At 72.3% G+C, this 26,168-nt stretch carries 24 protein-coding genes; 13 read left to right on the top strand and 11 right to left on the bottom strand.

What is annotated here, in order from left to right; translation table 11 throughout:
• Entirely contained in the window at positions 1–1,143 is a 1,143-nt protein-coding gene (locus HFV08_RS02570; RefSeq protein WP_168535343.1) for a PadR family transcriptional regulator, read from the top strand.
• Positions 1,144–1,408: 265 nt separating this feature from the next.
• Here HFV08_RS02570 and HFV08_RS02565 read toward each other — a convergent pair whose 3' ends face one another.
• Together HFV08_RS02565 and HFV08_RS02560 are read right to left on the bottom strand one after the other, a co-directional pair.
• Entirely contained in the window at positions 1,409–1,984 is a 576-nt protein-coding gene (locus HFV08_RS02565) for a Clp protease N-terminal domain-containing protein (protein ID WP_168535341.1), read from the bottom strand.
• Positions 1,984–2,193 (bottom strand): helix-turn-helix domain-containing protein, encoded by a 210-nt coding sequence (locus tag HFV08_RS02560; protein ID WP_040248424.1) that lies wholly within the window; start codon positions 2,191–2,193, stop codon positions 1,984–1,986. Before HFV08_RS02560 ends, HFV08_RS02565 begins: the two co-directional genes overlap by 1 nt.
• Positions 2,194–2,440: 247 nt before the next feature.
• On the opposite strand from HFV08_RS02560, the gene HFV08_RS02555 reads away from it, so the two are divergent.
• Complete coding sequence (locus HFV08_RS02555) at positions 2,441–2,929, top strand: winged helix DNA-binding protein (RefSeq protein WP_168535339.1); 489 nt, start codon at positions 2,441–2,443, stop codon at positions 2,927–2,929.
• A 76-nt stretch (positions 2,930–3,005) separates the two neighbouring features.
• On the opposite strand, the gene HFV08_RS02550 is transcribed toward HFV08_RS02555, so the two are convergent.
• Both HFV08_RS02550 and HFV08_RS02545 read right to left on the bottom strand, forming a co-directional pair.
• On the bottom strand, positions 3,006–3,968 hold the full coding sequence (locus HFV08_RS02550; RefSeq protein ID WP_168535337.1) for a zinc-binding dehydrogenase: 963 nt from the start codon (positions 3,966–3,968) through the stop codon (positions 3,006–3,008).
• Positions 3,969–4,231: 263 nt separating this feature from the next.
• On the bottom strand, positions 4,232–5,455 hold the full coding sequence (locus HFV08_RS02545) for an NAD(P)-dependent malic enzyme (RefSeq protein WP_168535335.1): 1,224 nt from the start codon (positions 5,453–5,455) through the stop codon (positions 4,232–4,234).
• A 535-nt stretch (positions 5,456–5,990) separates the two neighbouring features.
• On the opposite strand from HFV08_RS02545, the gene HFV08_RS02540 reads away from it, so the two are divergent.
• Genes HFV08_RS02540 through HFV08_RS02530 form a run of 3 tightly spaced genes read left to right on the top strand, consistent with a single transcriptional unit; the run spans position 5,991 to position 8,697 of the window.
• Positions 5,991–6,950, top strand: coding sequence for an ABC transporter substrate-binding protein (locus HFV08_RS02540; protein WP_168535333.1), 960 nt, complete (start codon positions 5,991–5,993; stop codon positions 6,948–6,950).
• A 44-nt stretch (positions 6,951–6,994) separates the two neighbouring features.
• Complete coding sequence (locus HFV08_RS02535) at positions 6,995–7,939, top strand: amino acid ABC transporter permease (RefSeq protein WP_168535331.1); 945 nt, start codon at positions 6,995–6,997, stop codon at positions 7,937–7,939.
• Positions 7,936–8,697, top strand: coding sequence for an amino acid ABC transporter ATP-binding protein (locus HFV08_RS02530; protein ID WP_168535329.1), 762 nt, complete (start codon positions 7,936–7,938; stop codon positions 8,695–8,697). The genes HFV08_RS02535 and HFV08_RS02530 overlap by 4 nt, the downstream gene beginning before the upstream one ends.
• Positions 8,698–8,791: 94 nt before the next feature.
• On the opposite strand, the gene HFV08_RS02525 is transcribed toward HFV08_RS02530, so the two are convergent.
• Positions 8,792–9,562 (bottom strand): class I SAM-dependent methyltransferase, encoded by a 771-nt coding sequence (locus HFV08_RS02525; protein ID WP_168535327.1) that lies wholly within the window; start codon positions 9,560–9,562, stop codon positions 8,792–8,794.
• Positions 9,563–9,654: 92 nt separating this feature from the next.
• On the opposite strand from HFV08_RS02525, the gene HFV08_RS02520 reads away from it, so the two are divergent.
• On the top strand, positions 9,655–10,278 hold the full coding sequence (locus HFV08_RS02520; protein ID WP_168535325.1) for a CGNR zinc finger domain-containing protein: 624 nt from the start codon (positions 9,655–9,657) through the stop codon (positions 10,276–10,278).
• Here the strand turns inward: HFV08_RS02520 and sodX are convergent.
• On the bottom strand, positions 10,188–10,613 hold the full coding sequence (sodX, locus tag HFV08_RS02515; RefSeq protein WP_040248440.1) for a nickel-type superoxide dismutase maturation protease: 426 nt from the start codon (positions 10,611–10,613) through the stop codon (positions 10,188–10,190). The genes HFV08_RS02520 and sodX overlap by 91 nt on opposite strands.
• Positions 10,614–10,776: 163 nt before the next feature.
• Here sodX and sodN point away from each other — a divergent pair, with 163 nt between their 5' ends.
• On the top strand, positions 10,777–11,172 hold the full coding sequence (sodN, locus tag HFV08_RS02510; RefSeq protein WP_040248442.1) for a superoxide dismutase, Ni: 396 nt from the start codon (positions 10,777–10,779) through the stop codon (positions 11,170–11,172).
• 340 nt (positions 11,173–11,512) lie between these two features.
• Here sodN and HFV08_RS02505 read toward each other — a convergent pair whose 3' ends face one another.
• Complete coding sequence (locus tag HFV08_RS02505) at positions 11,513–12,406, bottom strand: NADP-dependent oxidoreductase (protein ID WP_168535323.1); 894 nt, start codon at positions 12,404–12,406, stop codon at positions 11,513–11,515.
• A 71-nt stretch (positions 12,407–12,477) separates the two neighbouring features.
• Between HFV08_RS02505 and HFV08_RS02500 the strand changes: the two genes are divergently transcribed.
• Positions 12,478–13,083 (top strand): TetR/AcrR family transcriptional regulator, encoded by a 606-nt coding sequence (locus HFV08_RS02500; RefSeq protein WP_168535321.1) that lies wholly within the window; start codon positions 12,478–12,480, stop codon positions 13,081–13,083.
• Positions 13,084–13,212: 129 nt separating this feature from the next.
• Here HFV08_RS02500 and HFV08_RS02495 read toward each other — a convergent pair whose 3' ends face one another.
• Positions 13,213–14,868 carry an FAD-dependent oxidoreductase gene (locus HFV08_RS02495; protein WP_168535319.1) on the bottom strand — a complete coding sequence of 552 codons (1,656 nt, stop codon included), beginning with the start codon at positions 14,866–14,868 and terminating at the stop codon, positions 13,213–13,215.
• Positions 14,869–15,003: 135 nt separating this feature from the next.
• Positions 15,004–15,936, bottom strand: coding sequence for an AurF N-oxygenase family protein (locus tag HFV08_RS02490; RefSeq protein WP_168535317.1), 933 nt, complete (start codon positions 15,934–15,936; stop codon positions 15,004–15,006).
• A 445-nt stretch (positions 15,937–16,381) separates the two neighbouring features.
• Between HFV08_RS02490 and HFV08_RS02485 the strand changes: the two genes are divergently transcribed.
• Positions 16,382–18,406 (top strand): discoidin domain-containing protein, encoded by a 2,025-nt coding sequence (locus tag HFV08_RS02485; protein ID WP_376770552.1) that lies wholly within the window; start codon positions 16,382–16,384, stop codon positions 18,404–18,406.
• Positions 18,407–18,495: 89 nt separating this feature from the next.
• On the opposite strand, the gene HFV08_RS02480 is transcribed toward HFV08_RS02485, so the two are convergent.
• The gene (locus tag HFV08_RS02480) at positions 18,496–19,914 is read right to left on the bottom strand and encodes an MFS transporter (RefSeq protein ID WP_168535313.1); all 1,419 of its coding nucleotides are present in this window, start codon (positions 19,912–19,914) and stop codon (positions 18,496–18,498) included.
• Positions 19,911–21,275, bottom strand: a complete 1,365-nt coding sequence (locus HFV08_RS02475; RefSeq protein ID WP_168535311.1) for a D-arabinono-1,4-lactone oxidase — start codon at positions 21,273–21,275, stop codon at positions 19,911–19,913. The genes HFV08_RS02480 and HFV08_RS02475 overlap by 4 nt, the downstream gene beginning before the upstream one ends.
• 112 nt (positions 21,276–21,387) lie before the next feature.
• Here HFV08_RS02475 and HFV08_RS02470 point away from each other — a divergent pair, with 112 nt between their 5' ends.
• The 4 genes from HFV08_RS02470 to HFV08_RS02455 all read left to right on the top strand — a co-directional run bounded on the left by HFV08_RS02470 (position 21,388) and on the right by HFV08_RS02455 (position 26,132).
• Positions 21,388–22,605, top strand: a complete 1,218-nt coding sequence (locus HFV08_RS02470; protein ID WP_168535309.1) for an amino acid deaminase/aldolase — start codon at positions 21,388–21,390, stop codon at positions 22,603–22,605.
• A gap of 197 nt (positions 22,606–22,802) precedes the next feature.
• Positions 22,803–23,402 carry a TetR/AcrR family transcriptional regulator gene (locus HFV08_RS02465; RefSeq protein ID WP_168535307.1) on the top strand — a complete coding sequence of 200 codons (600 nt, stop codon included), beginning with the start codon at positions 22,803–22,805 and terminating at the stop codon, positions 23,400–23,402.
• Positions 23,403–23,645: 243 nt separating this feature from the next.
• Entirely contained in the window at positions 23,646–25,010 is a 1,365-nt protein-coding gene (locus HFV08_RS02460) for a GH1 family beta-glucosidase (protein ID WP_168535678.1), read from the top strand.
• A 105-nt stretch (positions 25,011–25,115) separates the two neighbouring features.
• Positions 25,116–26,132, top strand: a complete 1,017-nt coding sequence (locus HFV08_RS02455; RefSeq protein WP_168535305.1) for an MBL fold metallo-hydrolase — start codon at positions 25,116–25,118, stop codon at positions 26,130–26,132.
• Positions 26,133–26,168 lie beyond the last annotated feature (36 nt).

Here is a 26,168-nt window from a genome sequence, read left to right as displayed (position 1 = left end):
ATGGCCCCCGTCTTCGCCCACGGCCGCCTGCGCCTGTATCTGCTCAAACTCCTCGACGAGGCCCCCCGCCATGGCTACGAGGTGATCCGCCTCCTGGAGGAGCGCTTCCAGGGCCTATACGCCCCCTCCGCCGGCACCGTCTACCCGCGGCTGGCCAAGCTGGAGGCCGAGGGCCTGGTCACCCACACCACCGAGGGCGGCCGCAAGGTCTACGCGATCACCGAGGCGGGCCGCGCCGAACTGGCCGAGCGCAGCGGCGAACTCGCCGAACTGGAGCTGGAGATCCGGGAGTCGGTCGCCGAACTCGCCGCCGAGATCCGCGACAACGTCCGCGGCGCCGCCGGTGACCTGCGCCGCGATATGCGCGCCGCGGCCAAGGAGGCCCGGGTCAAGAGCGGCGGCCAGGGCGGCGGGGCCAAGCCGGGCGGCTTCCCCGAGGCCTCGGACTTCCTGGACGGCAGCTGGGGCGACAAGGAGGCCTGGCGCGAGGCCAAGGAGGAGTTCAAGCGCGCCAAGCAGGAGTGGAAGGAGCAGGCCCGCCGCGCCAAGGACGAGAGCCGCCGCGCTCGCGAGGAGGCGGAGCAGGCCCGTCGCCAGGCCAAGGAGGCCCGGGAGGAGGCCCAGGCCCAGGCTCAGCGGGATGTCCAGCGGCTCGCCCGGCAGGTACAGGAGCAGGTGCAGGACCACTTCGCCCGCGGCGACTGGCCCACCGGCATACGCGAGGGGCTCTCCGAACTCGCCCGGGAATTCGGCGACTTCGGCAAGGGCCTCGGCAAGGAATTCGGCTTCGGCACCCCCGGCTCCGACCCCGCCGCCTCCGACCCCGCCGCCTCGGAGCCCGGCCCCGCCGCCGGAGCGAAGGACCGGCCGACCGCACCGCCGGTCCCCGAGCCCGTCATCACCCCGGGCAGCGACGCCGACTTCCGCCTCGGGTACGAACCGGCCTGGGCCCATGAACCCCTGGGCGAGGATCCGGCCCGCGCCCTGGACCGCCTGCTCGACCGCTTCCGGGACGACATCCGCGACGCGGCCCGCGACCACGGGGTGACGGAGGAACAGTTCCGGGAGACCAGAAGGCAGTTGTCGACCGCGGCGGGCCATATCGCGGCCATGCTCCGGGCGCCGTACAGCCGGAAGGAGTGAGGGGGCCGGGGGCTCGGGGGCAGTCGGCACCGAGGGAGCGCCTGTCCGGGGAGGCGGGCGAGGACCGAAGGCCATCGGCGCCGAGGCCGCTCGGCCGAGCAGGCGAATCGGCTGGGCAGACAGGTCGCACCCCGCCGCTCCCGACAGGCGGACCTCAGCCCGCCTCAGCCCGCGCGGACCTCACCTCAGCCGACCTCCGTCTCAACCGGCCTCCGCCTCAACGGGCTTCCGTCTCAATTGGCCCCCGTCTCAACCGGCCTTCACCTCAGCCCGCCTTCGCCTGCCCCCGGTCCTCCCCCTCGCCGTAGAGGATCCGCTCCACGGAGGCGTGGGTGACGCCGTGGTCGGCGAGGGCCTCGGCGACGGCGCCCGGGTGGGTGGTGAGGGCGAGGAGCAGGTGTTCGTCCCCGATCCGCCGCTCGCCGCGTGCGGTGACGATACGCAGCGAGCGCGTGAGGACGTCCTTGGCCTCCTTGCCGAAGGGGCGCCGGGGACCGAAGAGGGAACGCGGCCTGGGGCGGTCGGCCAGGGCCCCTTCCCCGTGGACGTCCTCGACGCGCGAGACCACGGCCTCCACATCGATGCCGAGTTCCGCGAGGGCACGGCTGTCGGCACCCGAGAGCCCGGCCCGCCGACGGGACAGGTCGAGGGCCCGTTCCAGCGAAGCCCGCCGCTCCGGAACCCCCAGCGCCACCAGGACGAAGGCACCGCGGCTGCCCTCCCCGTCGAGGAGCGCACGCAGCAGATGCGCGCTCTCCACCCGGCGGGAACCGGCCCGGTCGGCGTGGTCCAGGGCTCCCTTCACCACGTCCTCCGCGCTCCGGGTGAACCTCTCGAACATCACTGCCTCCCGTACTTCTTGTGCACGGCCTGCCTGCTGACGCCGAGTTCGGCGGCGATCTCCTGCCAGGACCAGCCCTGGTTGCGCGCGCTGCGCACCTGGACGGCCTCCAACTGCTCCAGGAGCCGCCGGAGCGCCGCCACGGCACGCAGGCCGATCCGCGGGTCCCGGTCGCCCGCCCGCTCGGCGAGATCCGTTGCTTCGGTCATGGCGTCAATGATGGTTGACAAGAGAACGCCTGTCAATCGAAGTTGACAAGCGGGGGAGGCGCACCGGCGACTCCGCCCACCCGTCCGTCCATCCCTCCGCCAACCTCCGACCTTCGACCGCCAATCGCGCATCACCCTTGACCTCAAGCAAAGTTCAGGTCCTAGCGTCGAGCGCACAGCGATCAGCCCAGCACGGCGATCAGCACAGCGGCGGCCCGGCAGCAGAGGGCGCGGAAGGCAGGGGAAGATGCGGTTCTCACACAGCGACACGGAGCTCGTCCAGCAGCCGATCGGCTACTGGAGCTGGGCCGCGCACAAGGCCGTCGTGACCCATATCCGCACCGGGCTCGCGGCGCACGGCCTCAGCCAGCCGCAGTGGTGGATCCTCGCCCAGGTAGCCAGGAGCGAGGCGCCCCTGACCGGCGCGGAGGTCGTCGCGGTCCTGGAGGGCTACCTCGACGTCGGGTCCTCGCCGCTCATCGCCGACCTGCGCACCCTGCGCACCCGGGGCCTGCTCACCACCACTCCGCCGGAGGCGGAACCGGACGAAGCCCTCCTAGCCGCCCCACTCGCCCTGACCGAGGCGGGCGCCGAGACCTTCGCGGCCTGCGCGGCCCTCCAGACCAGGATGCGGGCCGAGATCCACGAGGGCATCGGCGACGAGGAGTACCTCCGCACCCTGAAGGTCCTGCAGCGCATGATCCACAACACCGGCGGCCAGGCCTGGCACCACTGAGCACGAGGCCCGCGCCCCTCCGCCAGACCGCGCCGGCCGCTCCCCTCGAACAGCGCGGACCCCGCCGCCACCAGCCTCAGACCGTGAACACGATCTTCCCGAACAGGTCCCCGGCGGCGAGGCGTTCGAGGCCCTCGCGGGTGCGGTCCAGCGGCAGGGTGTCCTCGATGATCGGGCGCAGGCCGGTGTTGGCGCAGAAGGCGAGCAGGTCCTCCAGCTCCTCCTTGGTGCCCATGGTCGAACCGATGACCCTGAGTTCGTGGAAGAAGATCCGGGTGAGCTCGGCGTGCGAGGGGCGGTCGCCGCTGGTGGCGCCCGTGATGACGACGGTGCCGCCGGGCCGCAGGCTCTTGATGGAGTGCGACCAGGTCGCCGCGCCCACCGACTCGATGACCGCGTCCACCCGGTGCGGCAGCCGCGCGCCCGACTCCAGGGCCTCCACGGCGCCGAGTTCGAGGGCGCGCCGCCGCTTCGACTCGTCCCGGCTGGTGGCGAAGACCTTGAGCCCCGCCGCCTTGCCGAGGGCGATCGCCGCGGTGGCCACCCCGCCGCCCGCGCCCTGGACCAGGATCGAATCGCCCGGCCGCACACCGGCGTTGGTGAAGATCATGCGGTACGCGGTGAGCCAGGCGGTGGGCAGGCAGGTGGCCTCGGCGAAGCTGAAGCCCTTGGGCTTGGGGAGGACGTTCCAGGTCGGGACGGTGACCTGCTCGGCGAAGGTGCCCTGGTAGCGCTCGGTCAGCAGGGAGCGCGGCTCGTCGGGGCCGACGCCGTGCCCGGTCTGGCCGATGACGGAGTGCAGGACGACCTCGTTGCCGTCCGCGTCGACGCCCGCGGCGTCGCAGCCCAGGATCATCGGGAGCCGGTCCTCGGTGATCCCCACCCCGCGCAGCGTCCACAGGTCGTGGTGGTTGAGGGAGGCCGCTCTGACGTCGACGGTGGTCCACCCGGGACGGGACTCGGGGGCGGGCCGCTCCCCCAACTCAAGGCCGCTCAGCGGCTGGTCACGGTCGATGCGGGCGGCGTAGGCAGCGAACATGGACCTGACGATAGATCCGGCGCCGCCGTGAAGGAACGCCCACCCGGTGTGACACGCGCCGCGCCCCCGCACTCTCGGCCACGCACCCGGCACGGCACGGCCGGCCACCCCCGCCGGACGGCCGACCGTCCCCGCCGTGCCACGGCGGGCTCCCGGCCCAAAGCCCCCCGTACTCCGCCGAGTTGCCCCCGAACGCGCCGGGAGGGCCCCGCCACCGGCAGGACCCTCCCGTACAGCACACCCCCCGAAGTGCGGCTCCGGAGTCAGCGGCGCGCCACGCCCTCCGCCCGGGCCGCGGCCGCGACGGCGGCGGTGACGGCGGGGGCGACCCGCTCGTCGAAGGGCGAGGGGATGACGTAGTCGGCGGAGAGTTCGTCGCCGACGACGGAGGCGAGCGCCTCGGCGGCGGCGATCTTCATCGCCTCCGTGATGCGGCTGGCGCGCACCTGGAGGGCACCGGCGAAGATGCCCGGGAAGGCGAGCACGTTGTTGATCTGGTTCGGGAAGTCCGAACGGCCCGTGGCGACGACCGCCGCGTACTTGTGGGCGATGTCCGGGTGGACCTCCGGGTTCGGGTTGGCCATGGCGAAGATGAAGGAGTCCTTCGCCATGCTGGCCACCGCGGCCTCGGGGACCGTACCGCCGGAGACGCCGATGAAGACGTCGGCACCGGCGAGGGCGTCCGCGAGGGTGCCGCTCAGTCCGGCCTTGTTGGTGATCGCGGCGAGTTCCTGCTTGACCGGGGTGAGGTCGCCGCGGTCGGCGCTGACCACGCCCTTGCTGTCCGCGACGGTGACATCGCCGATGCCCGCCTCGAGCAGGAACTTGGCGATCGCGACACCGGCGGCGCCGGAACCGGAGATGACCGCGCGCAGGTCGCCGAGCGAGCGGCCGGTGAGCCGGACCGCGTTGCGCAGGGCGGCGAGGGTCACGATCGCGGTGCCGTGCTGGTCGTCGTGGAAGACCGGGATGTCGAGGCGCTCCTCGAGCTTGCGCTCGATCTCGAAGCAGCGGGGCGCCGAGATGTCCTCCAGGTTGATCCCGCCGAAGGAGGGCGCGAGCCGGGCCACCGTGTCGATGATCTCGTCGGTGTCCTTGGTGTCGAGCGCGATCGGCACCGCGTCCACACCGCCGAACTGCTTGAAGAGGATGGCCTTGCCCTCCATCACGGGGAGGGAGGCCTCCGGCCCGATGTCCCCGAGGCCGAGCACCGCGGTGCCGTCCGTGACCACGGCGACGACCTGCGACTTCCAGGTGTAGTCGTGGACCAGTTCCGGCTTCTCGGCGATCGCGGTGCACACCTTCGCGACGCCGGGCGTATAGGCGAGGGACAGGTCGTCCCGGTCGCGCACGGGAACGGTGGCCTGGACGGCCATCTTGCCGCCGCGGTGCAGGGCGAACGCCGGATCGAAGTCATCGAGAGGCTCGGCGGCACCTGCCTGGGCCGTACTGCTGTCGCTGCGAGGATTGACGATCTCCGCTGCCACTGGTGTTACCCCTTAAATCTGCATGGTTGAGGGTGACCACTCCTGGTTGAGGAGCGGGCGGGCACCGCGCTGGACCCTGATGCAGTGGTGTACAGGTCCGTGCGCGACGGGCGCGCCGCACACGCGCCCTGAGCCCCGGGTGAGGGGTGTAAGGAACCTTCTTACCGGACGGAGGGCTCCTTGTACGAGTCCATGGTGACTCGGTGACATGACTCATAGTCGAATATCCGCCTGCCCGGCGGGATACGCGCGGCGACGCCCCGCGGCGGCGCGGAAGGCCAGAGCGATTCGCCCGCATCGTGAGATAAGCCGGAGATCTTCCGGTGGAGTCGCACGCTTTCCGTAGATGGTCCGGCCTCTACGCGCGCAGCGGACGAGCTTACGAGCTCGCCCGTTATCCGATTTTGACATCGCTGGGCGGCTGAATGACTCCGTCCGAATGGCAGGATGCCGTCATCACACGCGGTCGCCGCGCGCAGAGGCGCGCGCGGGCCTGACCGCACGGCTACTGCCTCACCCCGCCGGAGGACCCACGATGACCGCAGGCATCACCCGTCGCACGACCGCGAAGTCCGCGCAGACCCGGATCACCGCGATCAGTGCGCTCGCGGTCGCAGGCGCGCTCCTGCTCGCCGGCTGCGGCGACCAGACGAACAGCGCCGACGAAGGCGACTCCAACGAGTCCTCCTCCGCGCCGCTCGCCGGGAAACTCCCCGCGAGCATCCGTTCCGAGGGCGTCATCAAGGTCGGTTCGGACATCGCGTACGCACCGGTGGAATTCAAGGACGAGTCCGGCAAGACCGTCGGCTTCGACCCGGATCTCGCGGCCGCGATGGGCGAGAAACTGGGCGTGGAGTTCAAATTCGAGAACGGCACCTTCGACAACCTCATCGGCGGTCTGCGCTCCAAGCGCTATGACATCGCGATGTCGGCGATGACCGACACCAAGGACCGCCAGGAGGGCGTCGACTCGGAGACCGGCAAGAAGGTCGGCACGGGCGTCGACTTCGTCGACTACTTCTCCGCCGGTGTCTCGATCTATACGAACAAGGGCAAGACCCAGGGGATCAAGACCTGGTCCGACCTGTGCGGCAAGAAGATCGTCGTCCAGCGCGGCACCGTCTCGCACGACCTGGCCAAGGCCGAGTCGAAGAAGTGCGGCGGCAAGAAGATCGCCATCGAGTCCTTCGACAACGACCAGCAGGCCCAGACCCGGCTGCGCTCCGGCGGCGCCGACGCGGGCTCCTCGGACTTCCCGGTCGCGGCCTACGCGGTGAAGACCTCCGGCGGCGGCAAGGACTTCGAGCTGGTCGGCGAGCAGGTGGAGGCGGCGCCGTACGGCATCGCGGTCGCCAAGGGGAACGAGGAGCTGCGGGACGCCCTGGTGGCCGCGCTGGACGCGGTGATCAAGGACAAGACGTACGAGAAGATCATCAAGAAGTGGGGCGTCCAGGCGGGCGCTGTCACGGCGGCCACCGTCAACGGCGGCAAGTGACCCTCGCAAGCAATCCGTCACCGAGCCGTTGAAAGGCCATTTCCGTGACTGACCTCGACAAGAAGGGGCCGCAGGACGCCCCGCCACCCGCCGCGCATCCGGAGGCCATCAAGGCCATCCCGGTCCGCCACTACGGCCGGTACGTCTCCGCCGTGATAGCCCTCGCCGTGCTCGCCGCGCTGGTCTGGGCCTTCGCCAAGGGCGACATCAACTGGGGCGCCATCCCGGACTACTTCTTCAACGACCGCATCCTGCGCGGTGTGCGCGAGACGCTGATCCTGACCTTCGTCTCGATGGCGATCGGTATCGCGGGCGGTGTGCTGCTGGCCGTGATGCGCCTCTCGCGCAACCCGGTGACCTCCTCGATCGCCTGGTTCTACATCTGGTTCTTCCGCGGCACCCCGGTGCTGGTCCAGCTCTTCGTCTGGTTCAACCTCGGCTTCGTCTTCGACTACATCAACCTCGGTCCGGTCTACAAGGACGAGTGGTCGGACTTCATGACGCCGTTCCTGACGGCGCTGCTCGGCCTCGGCCTCAACGAGGCCGCGTACATGGCGGAGATCTGCCGGGCCGGACTGCTCTCGGTGGACGAGGGCCAGACCGAGGCCTCACACGCGCTGGGCATGAGCCACGGCAAGACCCTGCGCCGGGTGATCATCCCGCAGGCGATGCGGGTGATCGTGCCGCCCACCGGCAACGAGGTCATCAACATGCTCAAGACGACCTCCCTGGTGGCGGCCGTCCAGTATTACGAGCTGCTGAAATACGCCCAGGACATCGGGCAGACCTCCGGCGCCACGGTGGAGGTCCTCTTCCTCGCCGCCGCCTGGTACCTGATCATGACCTCGATCCTGAGCGTCGGCCAGTACTACCTGGAGCGCTACTACGCCCGCGGTTCCTCCCGTGCGCTGCCGCCGACCGTCCTCCAGCGGATCAAGGCGAACATGCTCTCCCTCTCCAACCGCCCGTCGGGAGGTGTCTCCGCATGACCGCCATGGTGAAGGCCGAGGGCGTCCACAAGTCCTTCGGAAACGTCCAGGTGCTCAAGGGCATCGACCTGGAGGTGGCCACCGGCGAGGTCTTCTGCCTCATCGGCCCCTCCGGCTCCGGGAAGTCGACCTTCCTGCGCTGTATCAACCACCTGGAGAAGATCAACGCGGGCCGCCTCTACGTGGACGGCGAACTCGTCGGCTACCGGCAGAAGGGCCAGAAGCTCTACGAGCTGCGCGACACCGAGGTCGCCCGCCAGCGCCGCGACATCGGCATGGTCTTCCAGCGCTTCAACCTCTTTCCGCACATGACGGCCCTGGAGAACGTCACGGAGGCGCCGGTCCAGGTCAAGGGCGAGTCCAAGGCCACCGCCCGGGAGCGCGCCGGGCAGCTCCTGGAGCGGGTGGGCCTCGGCGACAAGGCGAAGAGCTACCCCTCCCAGCTCTCCGGCGGCCAGCAGCAGCGGGTGGCCATCGCCCGCGCGCTCGCCATGGAGCCGAAGCTGATGCTCTTCGACGAGCCCACCTCCGCGCTCGACCCGGAACTGGTCGGCGACGTCCTGGACGTGATGCGCGACCTCGCCGAGTCCGGGATGACGATGATCGTGGTCACCCACGAGATGGGCTTCGCCCGCGAGGTCGGCGACTCCCTGGTCTTCATGGACGAGGGCGTGGTCGTCGAGTCCGGCCACCCGCGCGAGGTGCTGACCGACCCCCGGCACGAGCGGACCAAGTCCTTCCTGTCCAAGGTGCTCTGAGGGCGCAGGACCGGCCGGGATGACCGAGGGGGCGGTACGCGTGCGGCGTACCGCCCCCTCGCGCCTTCCCCCGGCCGGACCCGGGGCGCGGCCCTTACCGGAGCCCGAGGACCAGGCTGTCCGAGGGCGAGCACCAGACGGGCCTGGCCTCCGCGAAGCCCTTCTCGCGCAGGGTGCGGGCATGCCACTCGGCCGAGGGCGTGTCCCCGTCGGCGTGCTCGCCGTAGAGCGCGAAGCGCCGGGCGGTGGGCTCCGCGAGCACCGGGTCCGCGGCGGCCAGCTCCCACCAGGCGCGCCAGTCCAGGGCGCCCGCGGTCTTGGCCCGGTCCATGGCGGCGTGCCGGTGCGCGCGCTCGGCGGCGTTGATGCGCGGGGTGTCCTCGGAGGGCATGTGGTCGGCGTTCATGAAGACACCGCCCTCCCGCACCAGCGGGGCGAGCTGCCCGTAGAGCGCGGCGAGCTGACCGCTGTGCAGCCAGTGCAGCGCGGTCGCGGTCAGCACGGCGTCGTACGAGGAGTACGGCAGCGCGGCCGTCCACTGCGGGTCCTTCAGGTCGGCGGTCACGAAGGTGACGCGCTCGTCGCCCGCGAAGGTGCCCTCGGCGATCGCGAGCAGCGCGGGGTCCAGGTCGACCCCGGTGCTGACCGCTTCGGGGAACCTCTTCAGGAGGCGGTCCGTGATGCTTCCCGTACCGCAGGCCAGGTCGAGCACCCGGGGCGCGGGGCCGACCAGCGCCTCGACCATGTCCAGCATCACCCGGAACCGCTCCTCGCGGTCCGGCAGGTACCACTCCTGCTGCCGGTCCCAGCTCTCCTGCCAGGCCCGCCAGTCGGCCGCCGTCGCCGCCCCGCTCGTCTCCGTCACGGGAAATCCCTCCCTCACGTAATACCCTGGTTGCAAGTGCACCCATTACTCACTCACGGCACGACCTTAGACCGCCCTCGTAAGGACTACAAGTGGAACTGGCCTCTTACTCGGATTACGCCGTGCGTCTCGTCAACAGCGAGGAACCGGCCCGGGGCACGGACACCCTGACCTCGGTGGACGCGGTGCGCGCCCTCTTCGGCCGGAACGCCTCCGCCGCCCGCCGCGCGACGGACGCCGACCTGACCCGCTTCCGCTCGATCCGCGCCCGGCTGCGGTCCGTCTTCGAGGCCGCCGACTCCGGCGAGGAGACCCTCGCGGTCGACCTGCTCAACTCACTGCTCCTGGAGTTCCCGGTCAGCCCGCAGATCTCCGGCCACGACTACCGCGACGACGAGGGCAACCCGCTGTGGCACATGCACCTCGCCGACCACCCGTCCAACGCCACCGCCGGGTACGCGGCCATCGCCGCCATGGGGCTCGCCATACACCTGACCGAGCACGGGGTCGACCGCCTCGGCATCTGCGAGGCCGTCCCCTGCCGCAACGCCTATCTGGACACCTCGACCAACCGCTCCCGCCGCTACTGCTCCGATAGGTGCGCCACCCGCGCCAACGTCGCCGCCTACCGCGCCCGCAAGCGCCTGGAGGCCGAGCGGTCGGCGAACACCGGCCGCACCGAGGAGAGCAGCCAGGAGACCAGCCCCGGCCGCTGAGGCCCGGGCGCCCCCCGCGGGCGGTAGCGCCCGAGGACCCGGCCGAGCACGAACTCCGCGGGCACCGCCCCGTAGTCCGTGCTGTCCGCCCCGGCCCCCGGATTGTCCGCGAGCACCCACCAGCCGCCCTCACGACGGCCGACCGCCCGCTTGACGATGAGCAGGTTCTGCTGGAGCGGATGACGCAGGATCACCACCTGACCGGGGCGCACCCGTGCGCCGTAGCGGACCAGCACCTGGTCCCCCTGGTACAGGGTCGGCACCATCGACGGGCCCTCCACCTCGGCGAGCCCGAACAGCGCCCGGACCTCGTGCCCTTCCGCTGTCTGCGGCATCAGAAATCCTCCCGGTCCCTTCGTACGCCCCGTCGGCTCCTCCCGGACCCAGGGCTCCAGTGTCACCGACTTTGGTCCTAAGCCCGCGGGGGTGGCCGCGAAATCCCGCCTGCCACGGAGTAATGTCCCACCTGAGAAGACGATCACGAGGAAGGACAGCTCCATGCTCTCCCGCCTATTCGCCCCCAAGGTCAAGGTCAGCGCACACTGCGACCTCCCGTGCGGTGTGTACGACCCGGCCCAGGCCCGCATCGAGGCGGAGTCCGTCAAGGCCGTCCAGGAAAAGATGGCCGGCAACGACGACCCGCACTTCCAGGCGCGTGCCACGGTCATCAAGGAGCAGCGCGCCGAACTCGCCAAGCACCACGTCTCGGTGCTGTGGAGCGACTACTTCAAGCCGCCGCACTTCGAGAAGTACCCGGAGCTGCACCAGCTGGTCAACGAGACCCTGAAGGCCCTCTCCACGGCCAAGGGCTCCACCGACCCGGCCACCGGCCAGAAGGCGCTGGACTACATCGCCCAGATCGACAAGATCTTCTGGGAGACCAAGAAGGGCTGACCGGCCCTTCCCTGACCTTCGGTCACACCCGACCCGCGCTCTCTTTCCGCGCGCGGCGTCGCTTCGCCCGCACCCGGTCCGCGGGGCGCCGAGCACGGCGTTCCTGACGGACCGGGTGCGGGCTTTTCGGGGCCTGCTCACGGGGCGTACGGGGCGTACGGGAGATCCGCGGCGCGCGGTGCGGGGCGGCTCCAACTCACTTGCCGCCGAGGGCAGTTGCACGGGACCACTGCAACTCGTCCGTCACCGAGGGCAGTTGCTCGGGGGTCACTTCAACTCGTTCGCCATCAGCGGCAGTTGACAGCGCCCTGCCCCCACAGCACCGGCACCGCCGCCCCGCTCAGACGACGATGACCCGGCGCCCCCGCGTATGCCCGGCCCGGCTGTCGCGGTGGGCCGCCGCGGCCTCCGTGAGGGCGTACGACCTCTCGACCGGGATGTGCAGCCTGCCCCGCGCGATGAGGTCGGCGGCCTCGGTGAGGGCGTCCGGCACGCTCCCGGCGACGCCGGAGAACCGTACGCCCAGCTCCGGTGCGCCGAGGTCGGCGATGGAGACCACCCTGTGCGGGTCCCCGGTCAGCTCGACGAGTTCGCGGATCACGCCCGCGCCGGCCAGGTCGAGCGCCCCGTCCACCGGGCCCCACCACCGCACCCGCTCCACCCAGCCCTCCCCGTACGTCGTGGCCCGGGCGCCGAGGCCGCGCAGATAGTCCTGGTTGGCGGGCCCCGCGGTGCCGATCACCGCGATGCCGCGCTCCCGGGCGATCTGCAGCACCGCCGATCCGACACCCCCGGCCGCCCCGCTGACCAGCAGCGTCTGCCCGGGCCGCACCCCGACCTGGCCGAGGACGCGCAGCGCGGTCTCCACCACCGAGGGGTACCCGGCGGCCTCCTCGAAGCTCAGGCCCTCGGGCATCCGGGCCCAGGCCGTCAGCACCGCGAACTCGGCGTAGGTGGCGGCCCCTTCACCGAAGACGGGGTCGCCGACCGCCACCCCCTCGACGCCCGCACCGACCTCGTCCACCACCCCGGCGGCGTCCTGCCCGACCCCGGCGGGCAGCTCGACCGGATGGGCCCCGAGGCGCTGGCCCTCCCGGAGCCGCCAGTCGACGGGGTTCACGCCCGCCGCCCGGACGGCGATACGTATCCGGCCGGGGCCCGCGTGGGGCTCCTCGGCGTCCACCAGGCGCAGCACATCGGGGCCGCCGAACTCGGCGTAGCTCACTCTCTTCATGCGCCGCACCATAACACTAACCGTTAGCTTTTCGAATCCGTTACTGTTTCCTACCTGGTAGCGTCAAGCGCATGACCGTGCCGACCGGACGCCGCGAACGCAAGAAGGCCGCGACCCGCCAGAAGATCGCCGACACCGCCCTGCGGCTCTTCCTGGAGCGCGGATACGAGGCGGTGGGCATCCGCGAGGTGGCCGCCGAGGCCGATATCGCCGTCACCACGCTCTTCTCCCACTTCGCCTCGAAAGAGGCCCTGGTGTTCGAGCAGGACGCGGACTTCGAGCGGGCCCTCACCCGCGCGGTCACCGAGCGGGCACCCGGGGAGCCGCTCGTCCCCGCGCTGCGCCGCGAGATCCACGCACTGGTCCGGCACTGCACGGCCGAGGGAGCCGCCCCGGTCCAGCACATGATCGACGAGTCACCCGCCCTGCGCAGATACGAGGAGTCGATGCGGCTGCGCCACGCGGAGTCCCTGGCCACGGCCCTCCTCGCGGACCCGGCCCGCACGGCGACCCCCCTGGCCTGCCGCACCCTCGCCCGCTTCACCGTCGACGCCTACGCACTGGCCCGCGAGGCACCGGAGCCGGAGGCCGCGGTGGACGAGATCTTCCGGATGATCGAGGGGGCTTGGGGGGTCGCGGCCGGCGCGGGGACGGGGTCCGGGGCGACGGGGTCCTAGACACGGAAGAGTCCTGGGCAGCGCGCACAACAGGCGACGGGCAGCCGGAGAGGGCTGCCCGTCGATGCGGTGGGGGTGTGCGGACGGTTCGGTGAGGTGTGCGCGGGGCGGTGGCGACCGCCCGCTTCCTCACCCCGGCAGCCACCTCCGCGGGCTCCGTGCCGTGGCCACCAGTTCCGGGACCGTGGCGAGTTTGACGCGGGGGCGGCCGGTGCGCAGGCCCGTGGTGTGTTCGGCGCGGTGGATGGCGGCGAGGCCGCGGGCGTCGACCAGGTGGCGGTTGCGGCGGCGGGCGAGGCGGGCGAAGGACTTGGCGTCGTGGGCGGGGGCGGGGAGGGCGCCGTCCACCGCGTCGGCGAGGAGGGTGCCGACGGTCTCGGCGGCGCAGGTGCGGTTGGCGCCGATGCCGCCGGAGGGGCCGCGTTTGATCCAGCCCACGACGTAGGTGCCGGGGTGGCCGGCGACCCTGCCGTTCTCGTGCGGAACGGTGCCGGTGGCCTCGTCGAAGGGGAGCCCGGCGACGCCCGTTCCCCGGTAGCCGATGGCGCGCAGCAGCAGGCCGGTGGGGATCTCGGTCTCCCCGGCCGCCCCGGTGACGCGCAGCGCGGCCACCTCCTGCCCGCCCTCGATCGCCACGGGTGAGGAGTGGAAGCGGAAGACGATGCGGCGGTCGCCCGCGGGCGGCGGCGCCGACCAGTCCACGGCGGCGCGCGGGATGCCCCGCAAGGCCGCGGCCTTGTCCCCCTGCCCTGCCGTGTCGACGGCGGCGGCGATGCGCGGGTCGTGGTCGTCGATCAGCAGGCCGACGCCGGGCAGGTGCTTGAGGGCGAGGAGTTCGGAGCGGGTGTACGCGGCCTCCTCGGGGCCCCGGCGGCCGAGCACCACGACCTCGCGCACCTTGCTGGCGCGCAGGGCGGCGAGGGCGTGGTCGGCGATGTCGGTGCCCGCGAGGTCCTCGGGGTCGGCGACCAGGATCCGGGCGACGTCGAGGGCGACATTGCCGTTGCCGATGACGGTGACCCGGGAGGCGGAGAGGTCGATGGCCTCCGGCGCGACCTCCGGGTGGGCGTTGTACCAGGCCACGAAGGTGGTGGCGGAGATGCTGCCGTGCCGGTCCTCGCCGGGGATGCCGAGTCTGCGGTCGGTGGAGGCGCCGACCGCGTAGACGACGGCGTCGTGGTGGGCGGCGAGTTCCCCGGCGGTGAGGTCCCCGCCGACCTCCAGGCCGAGGTGCATCCGTACCCGGGGGTGGGAGTAGAAGCGCGCGAAGGTCTCGCCGACCTTCTTGGTGGCGGGGTGGTCGGGGGCCACCCCGTAGCGGATCAGGCCGCCCGCCACCGGGAGCCGGTCGATCAGGGTGACCTCGGCGTCGGTGTGCAGCAGCAGGTCCTCGGCGGCGTACATGCCCGCCGGTCCGGTGCCGACGACGGCGACCCGCAGCGGGCCGAAGTCGGCGGGCAGGTTCCGCTCGAAGACGGGCTCGCCCCAGGCGTGGAAGTTCGGTGCGGCGGCGGCCGGTTCGGGCTCCGGGGCATCCGCGAAGTAGGCGGCGTTGATCTCCGCGTACTCCTGCTGCGCGCCGGAGAGGCTGTCCACCGGGAAGACGGCGTCGACCGGGCAGGCGTCCGCGCAGGCCCCGCAGTCGATGCAGGACCTGGGGTCGATGTAGAGCATCTCCGTGCTCCCGAAGGCCCGTTCCTCGGGGGTGGGGTGGATGCAGTTGACCGGGCAGACGGCGACGCAGGTGGCGTCGCTGCAGCAGGTCTGGGTGATCGCGTAGGTCATGGCGTCGGCTCGTCCGCTTCGCTTCGCTTCGGTTCGGTTCAGATCGGCTTCGGTGCAGTTCGGGCGTCCGCGCGGACCGGGCGTCGGTCGGATCCGGACCGGGTCGGGTCCGCGCCGGATCAGGACCGGGCCGCCTCAGATCAGGTGCGCGCGCTTGTAGAACTTCAGGGCCGGCTTGGTGAGCAGGCGGGCCGAGGCGAGGAAGTCCATCAGTCCGGAGCAGCTGGAGCGCATCATCGACTTGTGGTGCTGGTTGGCCCTGGCCTCGGCGAGGGCGCGCTCTTGGTCGAGTCCGGCGTTCCGGTAGACCTTCTTGTTCACCATGCTGGTGACGATGACGTACGAGGCGATCGCGATGACGAAGGCGTTGATCTGGCGGCGTACCCAGCCCGCGTTCTCCAGGCGCTTGAGGGTCTCGTCGCGCGCGAACTTCATGTGGCGGGACTCCTCGACCACATGGATGTTGTTGATGGTGCGGACGAAGGGGACCACCCGCTCGTCGCGCATCCAGTCGCGCTGCATGACGTCGAGGACCTCCTCGGCGACCAGGATCGCGGCGTAGGCGGCCTCGCCGAAGGCCAGGGTCTTGAAGGCGCGGCCGAGTTCGACGGCGACGCGGTGCGGGCGGTACGGCGGGGCGCCCAGCTTCTCGGCGCCGCGGGCGAACATGATCGAGTGGCGGCACTCCTCGGCGACCTCGGTCAGCGCCCACTGGAACTTGGGGTCGGTGGGGTCCTTGGCGTAGATGTCCCGGAGCACCATCTGCTGGAGGATCATCTCGAACCAGATGCCGGTGCTGGCGACCGAGGCGGCCTCCTGCCGGGTCAGCTCCTTGCGCTGGGCGTCGGTGAGATCGCTCCAGTAGGCGGTGCCGTAGAGGGTGGACCACTCCGGGCTGGCGCCGTGGAAGTCCTTGTCGAGCGGTGTCTCCCAGTCGACCTCGGTGGCCGGGTCGTAGGAGAGGGTCGCCGCCGAGTCGAGCAGCCGTCCGGCGACGGCGGGCCGACCGGACTGCTCCTGCGTCCTCGACCGCGTCCGCGTCTTCGACCGAGCGGTGATGCGTGCCATGTCGGGCCCCCTGTCTCGCGTGTGTTCTGTCTCGCGTGTGTTCCGCGTTCTCGCTGTCGTGCGGTTCTCGATTTACCTGATACTACGCGGTTACAGTTACTTGAGGTAATACTCAGGCCCCCGGCCCGTGGGGTCAAGTCCTGTCCGCCGGGTGGGCGCCGTGCGCGCCCGCGGGAGTCGCCGGGGCATTCCTCCGTGCGGCGAGTAGGTCAAACGTCCCGGACTCTTGACTCGCTTTCCGGCTGCCGCGATCCTCAAGTGCCGGACGCGGTCTGCACGCCGCCGCCCGCACCGCCTCAACTCCCCCTCCGTACGGGTGAGTTGTGGCAGGTGGCGGGCGGTGGCGCAGGGCCCCGGCGCGCGCACCCGCTCTCTTCGCCGAACCGACCGGAGGAGATGGACCATGACGCGAACGCCCCGCCGCCGGGGACGATTCAGGGCCGCGATGGCGATGCTCGCGGCCGCCGCCACCCTCGGTATCGGCGCGGCCCCCGGCTCCCCGGCCGCCCCGGACACCGACTGGTGGGAGCCCACCGCCCGGCCCGCCGCGGACTCCCGGATCAATGTCACCGGCGAGCCCTTCCGGGGCACCGACGCCGAGGGCAGGGTGCGCGGATTCGTCGACGCGCACAACCACCTGATGTCGAACGAGGGCTTCGGCGGGCGGCTGATCTGCGGGCAGACCTTCTCCGAGCAGGGCGCGGCCGAGGCGCTCAAGGACTGCCCCGAGCACTATCCGGACGGCTCGCTCGCCCTCTTCGAGAATCTCACCGGCGGCGCGGACGGCCACCACGACCCGGTCGGCTGGCCCACCTTCAAGGACTGGCCGGCCCATGACTCACTGAGCCACCAGCAGAACTACTACGCCTGGGTGGAGCGGGCCTGGCGCGGCGGCCAGCGGGTGCTCGTCAACGACCTGGTCACCAACGGGCTGATCTGCACGGTCTACCCCTTCAAGGACCGCGGCTGCGACGAGATGGACTCCATCCGCCTCCAGGCCCGCAAGACGTACGCACTCCAGGACCACATCGACGCGATGTACGGGGGCGCGGGCAAGGGCTGGTTCCGGATCGTCACCGACGCGGGGCAGGCGCGGGAGGTGATCGAGCAGGGCAAGCTCGCCGTGGTCCTCGGTGTGGAGACCTCCGAGCCCTTCGGCTGCAAGCAGGTGCTCGGCGTCGCGAAGTGCCAACAGGCGGACATCGACCGGGGGTTGGACGAGCTGTACGACCTCGGGGTGCGCAGCATGTTCCTCTGCCACAAGTTCGACAACGCGCTCTGCGGGGTCCGCTTCGACTCCGGGGCCACCGGGACCGCCGTCAACATCGGGCAGTTCCTGTCCACCGGCACCTTCTGGACGACCGAGAAGTGCGCCGGGCCCCAGCACGACAACCCGATCGGCAACGCCGCCGCCCCCGCCGAGGTCGCCGCCAAGCTGCCCGCGGGGGTGAAGGTCCCCGCGTATCAGGCCGGTGCACAGTGCAACACCCGGGGCCTGACCCGGCTCGGGGAGTACGCGATGCGGGGCATGATGCGGCGCGGCATGATGCTGGAGATCGACCATATGAGCGTGAAGGCGGCGGGCCGGGCGCTGGACATCCTGGAGGCCGAGCGGTATCCGGGCGTGCTCTCCAGCCACAGCTGGATGGACCTCGACTGGACCGAACGCGTCTACCGGCTCGGCGGTTTCGCCGCGCAGTACATGAACGGCTCCGAGGGCTTCCTGAAGGAGGCCGGGCGCACCGCGGCACTGCGCGAGAAGTACGGCGTGGGGTACGGCTACGGCACCGACATGAACGGCGTCGGCGGCTGGCCCGCCCCGCGCGGCGCGGACGCCCCGGACAAGGTGGAGTACCCCTTCCGCAGCACCGACGGCGGCGCGGTACTGGACCGGCAGGTCACCGGTGAGCGCACCTGGGACGTCAACACCGACGGCGGGGCGCACTACGGCCTGGTGCCGGACTGGATCGAGGACATCCGCAGGGTCGGCGGCGCCGGGGTGGTGGACGAGCTGTTCCACGGCGCCGAGTCCTATCTCGGCACCTGGCAGGCGACCGAGCAGCACCGGCCAGGCACCGACTGGGCGGCCCACGCGGCCACTTCGGCCAGCTCCACCGAGTGGAACCCGCTGCACAGCCACGCCCCGGACAAGGCGGTCGACGGGGACACCGGCACGCGCTGGGCCAGCCGCTGGAGCGACGACGAGTGGCTCCGGCTCGATCTGCGCGCACCCCGCGAGATCGGCCGGGTGACGCTCGACTGGGAGGCGGCCCACGCGAGGAAGTACCGCGTCGAGGTCTCCGAGGACGGCACCGCCTGGCGCACCGTGTGGTCCACCGAGACCGGCGACGGCGGCCTGGACACCGCCCGGTTCGAGCGGACCACGGCCCGCTACGTACGGGTGCAGGGGGTCGAGCGGGGCACCGGGCACGGGTACTCGCTGTACGAAGTGGGCGTGTTCCGCGAGTAGTTGCAGAACCCCAGGCGCTTCTGCCCGGCCTGCGCAGCGCGGGGCACCGCGGCCGTCCGGGCCCCTCCCCGGGCGGCCGCGGTGCCGGGTCAGAGGGCCGGTGACCGCCCGGCCCGCGGGGGCAGTCCGGCGTCCGGCCGAGCGGAGCCGTCGCCCTCGGGCGGGGCGAAGCGGGCGGCCATCAGCGGCAGCAGCAGGACGCACACCAGCGGGACGAGAAACATGGTGCGCTCGCCCCAGGCGTCGGAGACCAGGGCCACCCCGAAGGCCGCGACCAGATATCCCACGTAGTTGGCGATGTTGATCCGGGCGATGGCCCGGTCGCCGTTCTCCGGGTCGAGGCGGGCCGCCGCGACGAAGGAGAGCGGGGAGATCAGCGAGAGGCCGCCGCCGAGGAGCGCGAAGGCGGCGATGACCACCGGCACCGAGGGCGCCGCAACCACCAGTGCCAGCGCGACAGTTGCCAGCACCCCGCTCATCCGTACGGTGGCGGCGGTGCCGAAGCGGGCGATCAGGCGGTCGCCGACCAGGCGGACGAGGAGCAGCACCGCCTGGTAGGCGCCGTAGGCGAGGGGCGCGGTCTCGGCGGCGGTGCCGAGGCCGTCCTGGAGGTAGATGCCGCTCCACACCGAGGTGGCCGAGTCCCCCACCCACATCGCGAAGGTCGGCACGGCGACCAGCAGGAAGGGCCACCAGGGCAGCCGGGCGGCGAGCCGGGATCCGGGGGCGGGTGAGCCTCCGGAGGCGGGTGAATTCCCGGCGGGGACTTGTAAGTTCGGCGCGGAGGACGATGAATTCCCTTCAAGAGCACGGGAGTTCGGCGTGAAGGATGGTGAATTCTCCTGCATGGCCGTGGAGTTCGGTGCGAGGGCGGTCGGGGTGGCGGCGGCGAGGTCCGTACCGGCGGCCGGGGCGGCTCCCGCATCGCGCCCCAACCCCTCCGCTGTACCGAGGAGTTGGTGCCCGGTGGCGGCGTTGAGGGCGAGGCCGGCCAGGCAGACCAGGCCGAGGGAGAGCGGCAGCGGCCAGCCGAGGCCGATGGTCAGCGAGGCGAGGCCCGCCCCGGCCACCGCGGCGGCGCTCCACATCGCGTGGAAGCCCGAGATGACGCTGCGGCCGTAGCGGTCCTGGACGGCGACGCCCTGCATGTTCAGCGCCGGGTCGACGGCGCCGACGAAGAAGCCGTAGACGCAGGTGGTGAGCACGAGGGCGGGCACCGATCCGGCGAAGCCGGGGAGCACGGCGCCGAGCGAGACCCCGGTGAGCCCGGCGCGCAGGGTCAGCGCGCTGCCGCGGCGCCTGGCCAGCGAGCCCGCGGCGAGGCTGCCGAGCGCCGAGGTGACCGAGACCGCCGCGAGCAGCCCGAGGATGTCGAGGTCGCTGAGATCGAAGTCGTCCTTGATTCGGGCCAGTTGGGTCATGATCGAGGCGAAGGTGAGCCCCTGGACCGCGAAGGCGGTGAAGACGGCCCGGCGGGCGCTGCGGGACCGCGCGTCGGGGGCGGTCATCCGCCAGTCCTTCCGGCCTCGGCGCCGACCCGGCCGAGCACCCGGTCGAGGTAGGGGTTGGCGAAGAGTCCGCCCGGGTCGACCTCCTGGCGCAGGGCGAGGAAATCGGTGAACCGCGGGTAGCGCGCGGCGAGTTCGGGGGCGGCGAGGCGGTGCATCTTGCCCCAGTGCGGGCGCCCGCCGACCGCGCCGAGCACGTCCTCGCAGATGCCGAACCACCGCTGGTGCGGCATCCGGTGGTACTGGTGGAAGGCCACATAGGCGACGTCGCGTTCATGGGCGGGCGAGAGCCAGATGTCGTCGGCGCGCACGAAGCGCACCTCGAAGGGGAAGGACACCTTCTCGTCGTGGGTGCGCAGCCAGCGCTGCAACTCCCGCAGTACGGGGACGAGTTCGGCGCGGGGTACGGCGTACTCGCCCTCGCGGAAGCGGACATCGCGGTCCGAGGCGAAGACGCGGGGCGCGAGGTCGGTGAAGTCCCGGTCGCCGATGCTCCGGGAGACGAGGCGGGTGATCCCGGGGACCAGGGCGGGCAGCCGGGTGCCGAGGCGCAGCAGGGCCTCGAAGCCGATATTGGTGACGATCTTCTCGTCGACGGCGCGGGTGAGGGCGCTCATCGGGCGCAGCGCGGTGGTGGCGGGCAGCCGGGTGAAGCGGCGGGTGAGCGCGGTCTCGGTGTGCGGGAACCAGAAGAACTCGAAGTGGTCGTTCTCCTCGGCGAGTCGGTGCACCTCGTCGAGGACGCGGTCCAGCGGCTGCTTGCTGTCCACGGCGCGCAGCGCGTAGAGCGGTACGCACTGGAGGGTGACCTTGGTGAGCACACCGAGCGCGCCGAGGCCGAGGCGGGCCGCCGCGAAGAGCTCCGGCCGCTCCTTCGCGGAACAGGTCACCACGCTGCCGTCGGCGAGGACCAGTTCCAGGGCGCGGATCTGGGTGGAGATGCTGCCGAAGCCGGTGCCGCTGCCGTGGGTGCCGGTGGAGACGGCGCCCGCGACGGTCTGCCGGTCGATGTCGCCGAGGATCTCCAGGGCCAGGCCCCGCTCGGCGAGCAGCGGATTGAGCCGGTGCAGCGGCATGCCCGCGCCGACGGTGACCAGGCCGGTCTCCGGGTCGGCCGCGTGCAGGGCGGCGAGGCCCTCGGGCCGCAGTTGCACACCGGGGGCGAGGGCCGCGCCGGTGAAGGAGTGCCCGGAGCCGATCGCCTTGACCGCGAGTCCCTCGGCGGCGGCCGCACGCACCGCCGCGGCGACCTCCTCCGGGGAGCCGGGGGCCACCGCCCGGACGGGTGTGACCTGCTCGGTTCCGGCCCAGTTGCGCCACGGCTTCGCCCGCCGGTCGTTCTCGCGCCGCTGCCTCGTCATCCGCCGCCTCCTCGGGCCGCCTCGTGAACGCACTCAGCATGGGGCCGGACCTTGAGTAGGTCAATTGTCCCGGACACTTGAACCGAAGCAATTTCTCGGTCATCCTCAGCCCATGCCCGACCTCTCCGCACCCCGGCGCCGCCGCACCTCCTTCGGCGAACTGACCACCGCGACCGCGGGCCTGCCGGCCCCCTGTGCCGCGCTCGACCTGGCCGCGCTGCGCACCAACGCCGCCGACCTGCTGCGCCGGGCGGCCGGCAAACCGATCCGGATCGCCAGCAAGTCGGTGCGCTCCCGGGCCGTGCTGCACGGCGCCCTCGCCCTGGACGGCATGGCCGGGGTGCTCGCGTACACGCTGCCCGAGGCGCTGTGGCTGGCCGGCGAGATCGAGGACGTCCTGCTCGGCTACCCGACCGCGGACGAGCAGGCGCTCGCCGCCCTCGCCGCCGACGAGCAGCTCGCCGCCCGGGTGACCCTGATGATCGACTCCGCGGACCAGCTGGAGTTCACCGCTGCCGCGCTCGGCTCCCCGGGCGGCCCGCCGATCCGGGTCTGCCTGGAACTCGACGCCTCGCTGCGGCTCGCCGCCGGGCGCCTGCACGTCGGCAGCCGCCGCTCCCCCGCGCACAGCCCCGAGGCCGTCGCCCGGCTCGCCCGCGCGGTCACCCGGCACCCGCGCTTCACGCTGGTCGGCCTGATGGCGTACGAGGGGCAGATCGCGGGCATCGGCGACAACCAGCCGGGCTCCCCGGTGACCCGCCTCGGCGTCCGCGCCATGCAGCGCGCCTCGGCGGCCGAACTGCACGAGCGGCGGGCGGCGGCGGTGGCCGCGGTGCGCGCGGTGGCACCCCTTGAGTTCGTCAACGGCGGCGGCACCGGCAGCCTCGAACTGACCTCCGCCGAGGAGGCGGTGACCGAAGTGGCCGCCGGATCGGGCCTGTTCGCGCCCGCCCTCTTCGACCACTACACCCGCTTCCACCCGCTGCCCGCGGCCCACTTCGCGCTCCCGGTCGTCCGGCGGCCCTCGCCCCGGCACGCCACGGTGCTCGGCGGCGGCTGGATCGCCTCCGGGCCGCCCGGCCGGGACCGGCTGCCGGTGCCGGTCTGGCCGCGCGGGCTGCGGCTGCTCGCCACCGAGGGCGCGGGCGAGGTGCAGACCCCGCTCGGCGGTCCGGGGGCGGCCGGGCTGCGGATCGGCGACCGGGTCTGGTTCCGGCACGCCAAGGCGGGCGAACTGTGCGAGCACGTGGACGAACTGCACCTGGTGGACGAGGGCCGCCTCACCGGCAGCGCGCCCACGTACCGGGGCGAGGGCAGGACCTTCCTCTGAGGGATCCGGGGCCCGGCCCCGCCGGGTCCGAAAGCCCCGCGGGTCCCGCGGGGCCGGGCTCCGGGACTCCGGGGCTCCGGGGCTCCGGGCCGCACGTACGGGAGCCCGCCCCCGGGCGTCCAGGTCAAGCGTCCCGGACGGATAGGCTGGCGCGGCGCCCGCGACGAGGCGGGCGGTATCCGAGGAGGCGTACGGAGATGGCGAGGATGCCCTCGGCCGAGCGGCGCGTACAGCTGGTCGAGGCCGCGATCCGGGCGATGACCCGGGACGGCGTGGCCAAGACGACGACCCGCTCGATCTGCGCGGAGGCCGGGGTCTCGCTCAGCGTCTTCCACTACTGCTTCGACTCCAAGCAGGCTCTCCTGGAAGCCGTGATCGAGACGATCACCGAGCACTCGGTCTCCCGGGTGCGGGAGGCCGTCGAGCCCCGCCCCAGCCTGCGGGAGACCGTCCGCGGGGCCCTCCAGGCGTACTGGGACCATGTGGTCGCCAACCCCGGCGAGCACATGCTGACCTACGAGCTGACCCAGTACGCCCTGCGCCAGCCGGGGTTCGAGCAGCTGGCCCGGCGCCAGTACGAGCAGTACACCGCCTCCAACACCGCCGTGATCCGGCAGCTGGCCGAGGTCACCGGCTTCGAGCCGCGGGTGCCGATCGAGGTCCTGGCCCGCTATCTGACGGTGATGACCGACGGCCTCACCCTCAACTTCCTCGTCCTCGGCGACGAGGAGGGCGCCGCGGAGGTCCTGGACACCACGGCCGACCACGTCCTCGCCCTGGTCCGGGTCCCCGAGTAGCCCCGCCTGGCCGGAACACCTCCCGACGGGAACGGAGGGATGGATTCCGCCACCCGTCGGCACGCTTCCGGCCGGATTCCCGCCCGCTCCAGGTCGACCGACCCAGACCCTTGACCTGCATCAGAGGGGCTCGCCATCCTCGTCCGAGGAACCGAGACCGGCCGAAGGACGCACCCCAAGGACGCGTGCCGGAGCAGTCGGCACCCGCGAGCGAAGGCGGTACCCGTGACCCCCACCGACCCGATGCCCCGCTTTCCCGACGGTTTCGCCTGGGGCGTGGGCGCCGCGAGCTTCCAGACCGAGGGCGCCGTGGACGAGGACGGCCGCGGCCCGAGCATCTGGGACACCTTCTGCGCACAGCCCGGCCGGATCGCGAACGGCGACGCCGCCCTGGTGGCCACCGACTTCTACCGCCGCTACCGCGAGGACATCGCGCTGGTACGGGAGTTGGGGGTGGACGTCTACCGGATCTCGGTCGCCTGGCCCCGCGTCGTCCCGGACGGCACCGGGCCCGTCAACCCCAAGGGCCTGGACTTCTACGACCGGGTGGTGGACGCCCTGTGCGCGGCCGGACTCGACCCCGCGCTCACCCTCTACCACTGGGATCTGCCGCAGCCCCTGGAGGACGCGGGCGGCTGGCTGACGAGGGAGACCGCCGAGCACTTCGCCCGGTACGCCGAGGCGGTCGCCGAACGCCTCGCCGACCGGGTCGCGTACTGGATCCCGCTCAACGAACCGGTCGTGCAGACCATGCTGGGCTACGCGATCGGCGAGCACGCGCCCGGCCGGAGCCTGCTCTTCGAGGCGCTGCCCACCGCCCACCACCAGCTGCTCGCCCACGGTCTCGGGGTCGGGGCGCTGCGCGCCGCGGGCGCCCGGCGCATCGGCACCGCCAATCCGCACGCCCCGCAGCGCCCGGCCTCCGCCCTGCCGGAGGACCTCGCGGCGGCCGAACTCAGCGACGCGCTGTGGAACCGGCTCTGGTCCGATCCGATCCTCACCGGCCGCTACCCCGAGGGCTACGCGGCCGCCATGCCGGGCCCGGTCGAGCGGGACCTCGCCACCATCTCGGCGCCGCTGGACTTCTACGGGCTCAACTACTACAGCCCCACCACGGTCGGCGCCCCGATGCCCGGCCGCTCCCGCGAGATGAACGGCTACCGGCTCCCCGAGGACGCCCCCTTCGTCACCGTCGACTCCGGGCTGCCCCGCACCGGCCTCGGCGGCGACGCCGACCCGAGCGGCCTCTACGAGACCCTGCTCACCCTCACCAAGCGCTACGGCGAGCTGCTGCCCCCGCTGATCGTGACCGAGAACGGCACCTCCCAGCGGCCCGGCACCGAGGAGCCCGGCCCGGACGGCCGCATCCACGACCGCGGCCGGATCGCCTATCTGGACGCCCATGTCCGCGCCCTGCACGCGGCCCTGCGCGAGGGCGCCGACGTCCGCGGCTACTGGCACTGGTCCCCCACCGACAACTTCGAGTGGAGCCACGGCTTCGCCCAGCGCTTCGGCCTGGTGCACGTCGACTACGAGAGCCTGGCCCGCACCCCGAAGGACTCGTACTACTGGTACCGGCGCCTGGTGAAGGGGGAGTTGGCGTCCTGACCCGGGGTTCGGCGGCTCGCGTACGGTGGTTCCCCGGCGGTGCTCCGGGGCAGCCGCCCCCGTACGGGCCGGAGAGACCGGTTCCGGTATCGCCCTGGAGGACGCATGTCCGCAGTCAGCCCCCGCCGCCGCCTTGCGCCGAACTCCCGTACGGGGCCGGTGACTTCACCGGTGGGCGGCGGGCACGGGAGGTCCCGGGCGCGGACCGTCGCCGGGGTGTCCGCCGGGGTCTCGGCCGCCGTCGCCGGAGCGGTGGCCGTCGCGGGCTCCTTCCGGCGGCGGGAGATCGCCCTGCCCGGCTCGCCCTTCGACTTCGCGCTGCCGCCCGCCCCGGGCGTGGACGTCTCGGTGAGCGTCGCCGAGACCGGGGTGATGCGGTCCAACGCCGTCTTCGCCTACCGGGGCGGCGGCTTCGAGCAGCTGGTCTTCGGGATGGACAGCCTGGTGGTACGGCACCCGGAGCGCACCCTGCTCGTCGACACCGGCTTCGGGCGGCGGCTGCGGGAGCACACCCGGACCGTCCCGCGCCTGATGCGCGCCGTCTCCGCGATCGAACTCGACGTGGCGCTCGCCGACCGGCTCGCCGCGGGCGGACTCGGCGCCGGGGACGTCTCGGTGGTCCTCACCCACGCGCATTGGGACCACGTCAGCGGCCTGGAGGACCTCCCCGGCGTCCCCGTCCACGTCAACGCCGCCGAACGCGACTTCATCCGTACGGGCGGTCGGCCCACGGAACTGATCCGCGGCTTCGGGGAGTTGAACTATCAGCTCTACGACTTCGACAACGGCCCCTACGCGGGCTTCCCGGAGAGCCACGACCTGCTCGGCGACGGCAGCGTGGTGCTCGTCCCGGTCGGCGGCCACACCCCCGGCTCCGTCCTGGTCTTCGTGCGCACCCCGGGCCGGGACCTGTGCCTGATCGGCGACCAGGCCTGGCAGCGCGAGGGCGTGGACCTCCCGGCGGAGCGCCCGTGGGTCTCCTGCTGCCTCGTCGACCACGACGCAGCCCGGGTCCGCGCCAACCTCGGCCTGCTGCACCGGCTCCAGGAGGCCAACCCGGAGCTGCTCCTCGTCCCGGCCCACGACCGGGGGCCCCGGGCCGCCTTGCCCCGCTTCGCCTGAGGCGACGGAAGCGACGGGACCGCCGGGACCGGCAGC

Origin of the sequence: Streptomyces physcomitrii (assembly GCF_012273655.1) — a bacterium.
In the GTDB taxonomy this organism is placed as follows: domain Bacteria; phylum Actinomycetota; class Actinomycetes; order Streptomycetales; family Streptomycetaceae; genus Streptomyces; species Streptomyces physcomitrii.
This window is presented reverse-complemented; position numbering and strand designations above follow the sequence as displayed.

Coding starts and splice junctions, on each gene's coding strand:
- HFV08_RS02555 (WP_168535339.1), top strand. CDS start 2,441: ATGCGGTTCTCACACAGCGACACGGAGCTCGTCCAGCAGCCGATCGGC.
- HFV08_RS02570 (WP_168535343.1), top strand. CDS start 1: ATGGCCCCCGTCTTCGCCCACGGCCGCCTGCGCCTGTATCTGCTCAAA.
- HFV08_RS02560 (WP_040248424.1), bottom strand. CDS start 2,193: ATGACCGAAGCAACGGATCTCGCCGAGCGGGCGGGCGACCGGGACCCG.
- HFV08_RS02500 (WP_168535321.1), top strand. CDS start 12,478: ATGACCGTGCCGACCGGACGCCGCGAACGCAAGAAGGCCGCGACCCGC.
- HFV08_RS02470 (WP_168535309.1), top strand. CDS start 21,388: ATGCCCGACCTCTCCGCACCCCGGCGCCGCCGCACCTCCTTCGGCGAA.
- HFV08_RS02460 (WP_168535678.1), top strand. CDS start 23,646: ATGCCCCGCTTTCCCGACGGTTTCGCCTGGGGCGTGGGCGCCGCGAGC.
- HFV08_RS02530 (WP_168535329.1), top strand. CDS start 7,936: ATGACCGCCATGGTGAAGGCCGAGGGCGTCCACAAGTCCTTCGGAAAC.
- HFV08_RS02505 (WP_168535323.1), bottom strand. CDS start 12,406: ATGAAGAGAGTGAGCTACGCCGAGTTCGGCGGCCCCGATGTGCTGCGC.
- HFV08_RS02475 (WP_168535311.1), bottom strand. CDS start 21,275: ATGACGAGGCAGCGGCGCGAGAACGACCGGCGGGCGAAGCCGTGGCGC.
- HFV08_RS02565 (WP_168535341.1), bottom strand. CDS start 1,984: ATGTTCGAGAGGTTCACCCGGAGCGCGGAGGACGTGGTGAAGGGAGCC.
- HFV08_RS02480 (WP_168535313.1), bottom strand. CDS start 19,914: ATGACCGCCCCCGACGCGCGGTCCCGCAGCGCCCGCCGGGCCGTCTTC.
- HFV08_RS02485 (WP_376770552.1), top strand. CDS start 16,382: ATGGCGATGCTCGCGGCCGCCGCCACCCTCGGTATCGGCGCGGCCCCC.
- HFV08_RS02465 (WP_168535307.1), top strand. CDS start 22,803: ATGGCGAGGATGCCCTCGGCCGAGCGGCGCGTACAGCTGGTCGAGGCC.
- HFV08_RS02490 (WP_168535317.1), bottom strand. CDS start 15,936: ATGGCACGCATCACCGCTCGGTCGAAGACGCGGACGCGGTCGAGGACG.
- HFV08_RS02495 (WP_168535319.1), bottom strand. CDS start 14,868: ATGACCTACGCGATCACCCAGACCTGCTGCAGCGACGCCACCTGCGTC.
- sodX (WP_040248440.1), bottom strand. CDS start 10,613: ATGCCGCAGACAGCGGAAGGGCACGAGGTCCGGGCGCTGTTCGGGCTC.
- HFV08_RS02540 (WP_168535333.1), top strand. CDS start 5,991: ATGACCGCAGGCATCACCCGTCGCACGACCGCGAAGTCCGCGCAGACC.
- HFV08_RS02455 (WP_168535305.1), top strand. CDS start 25,116: ATGTCCGCAGTCAGCCCCCGCCGCCGCCTTGCGCCGAACTCCCGTACG.
- HFV08_RS02550 (WP_168535337.1), bottom strand. CDS start 3,968: ATGTTCGCTGCCTACGCCGCCCGCATCGACCGTGACCAGCCGCTGAGC.
- sodN (WP_040248442.1), top strand. CDS start 10,777: ATGCTCTCCCGCCTATTCGCCCCCAAGGTCAAGGTCAGCGCACACTGC.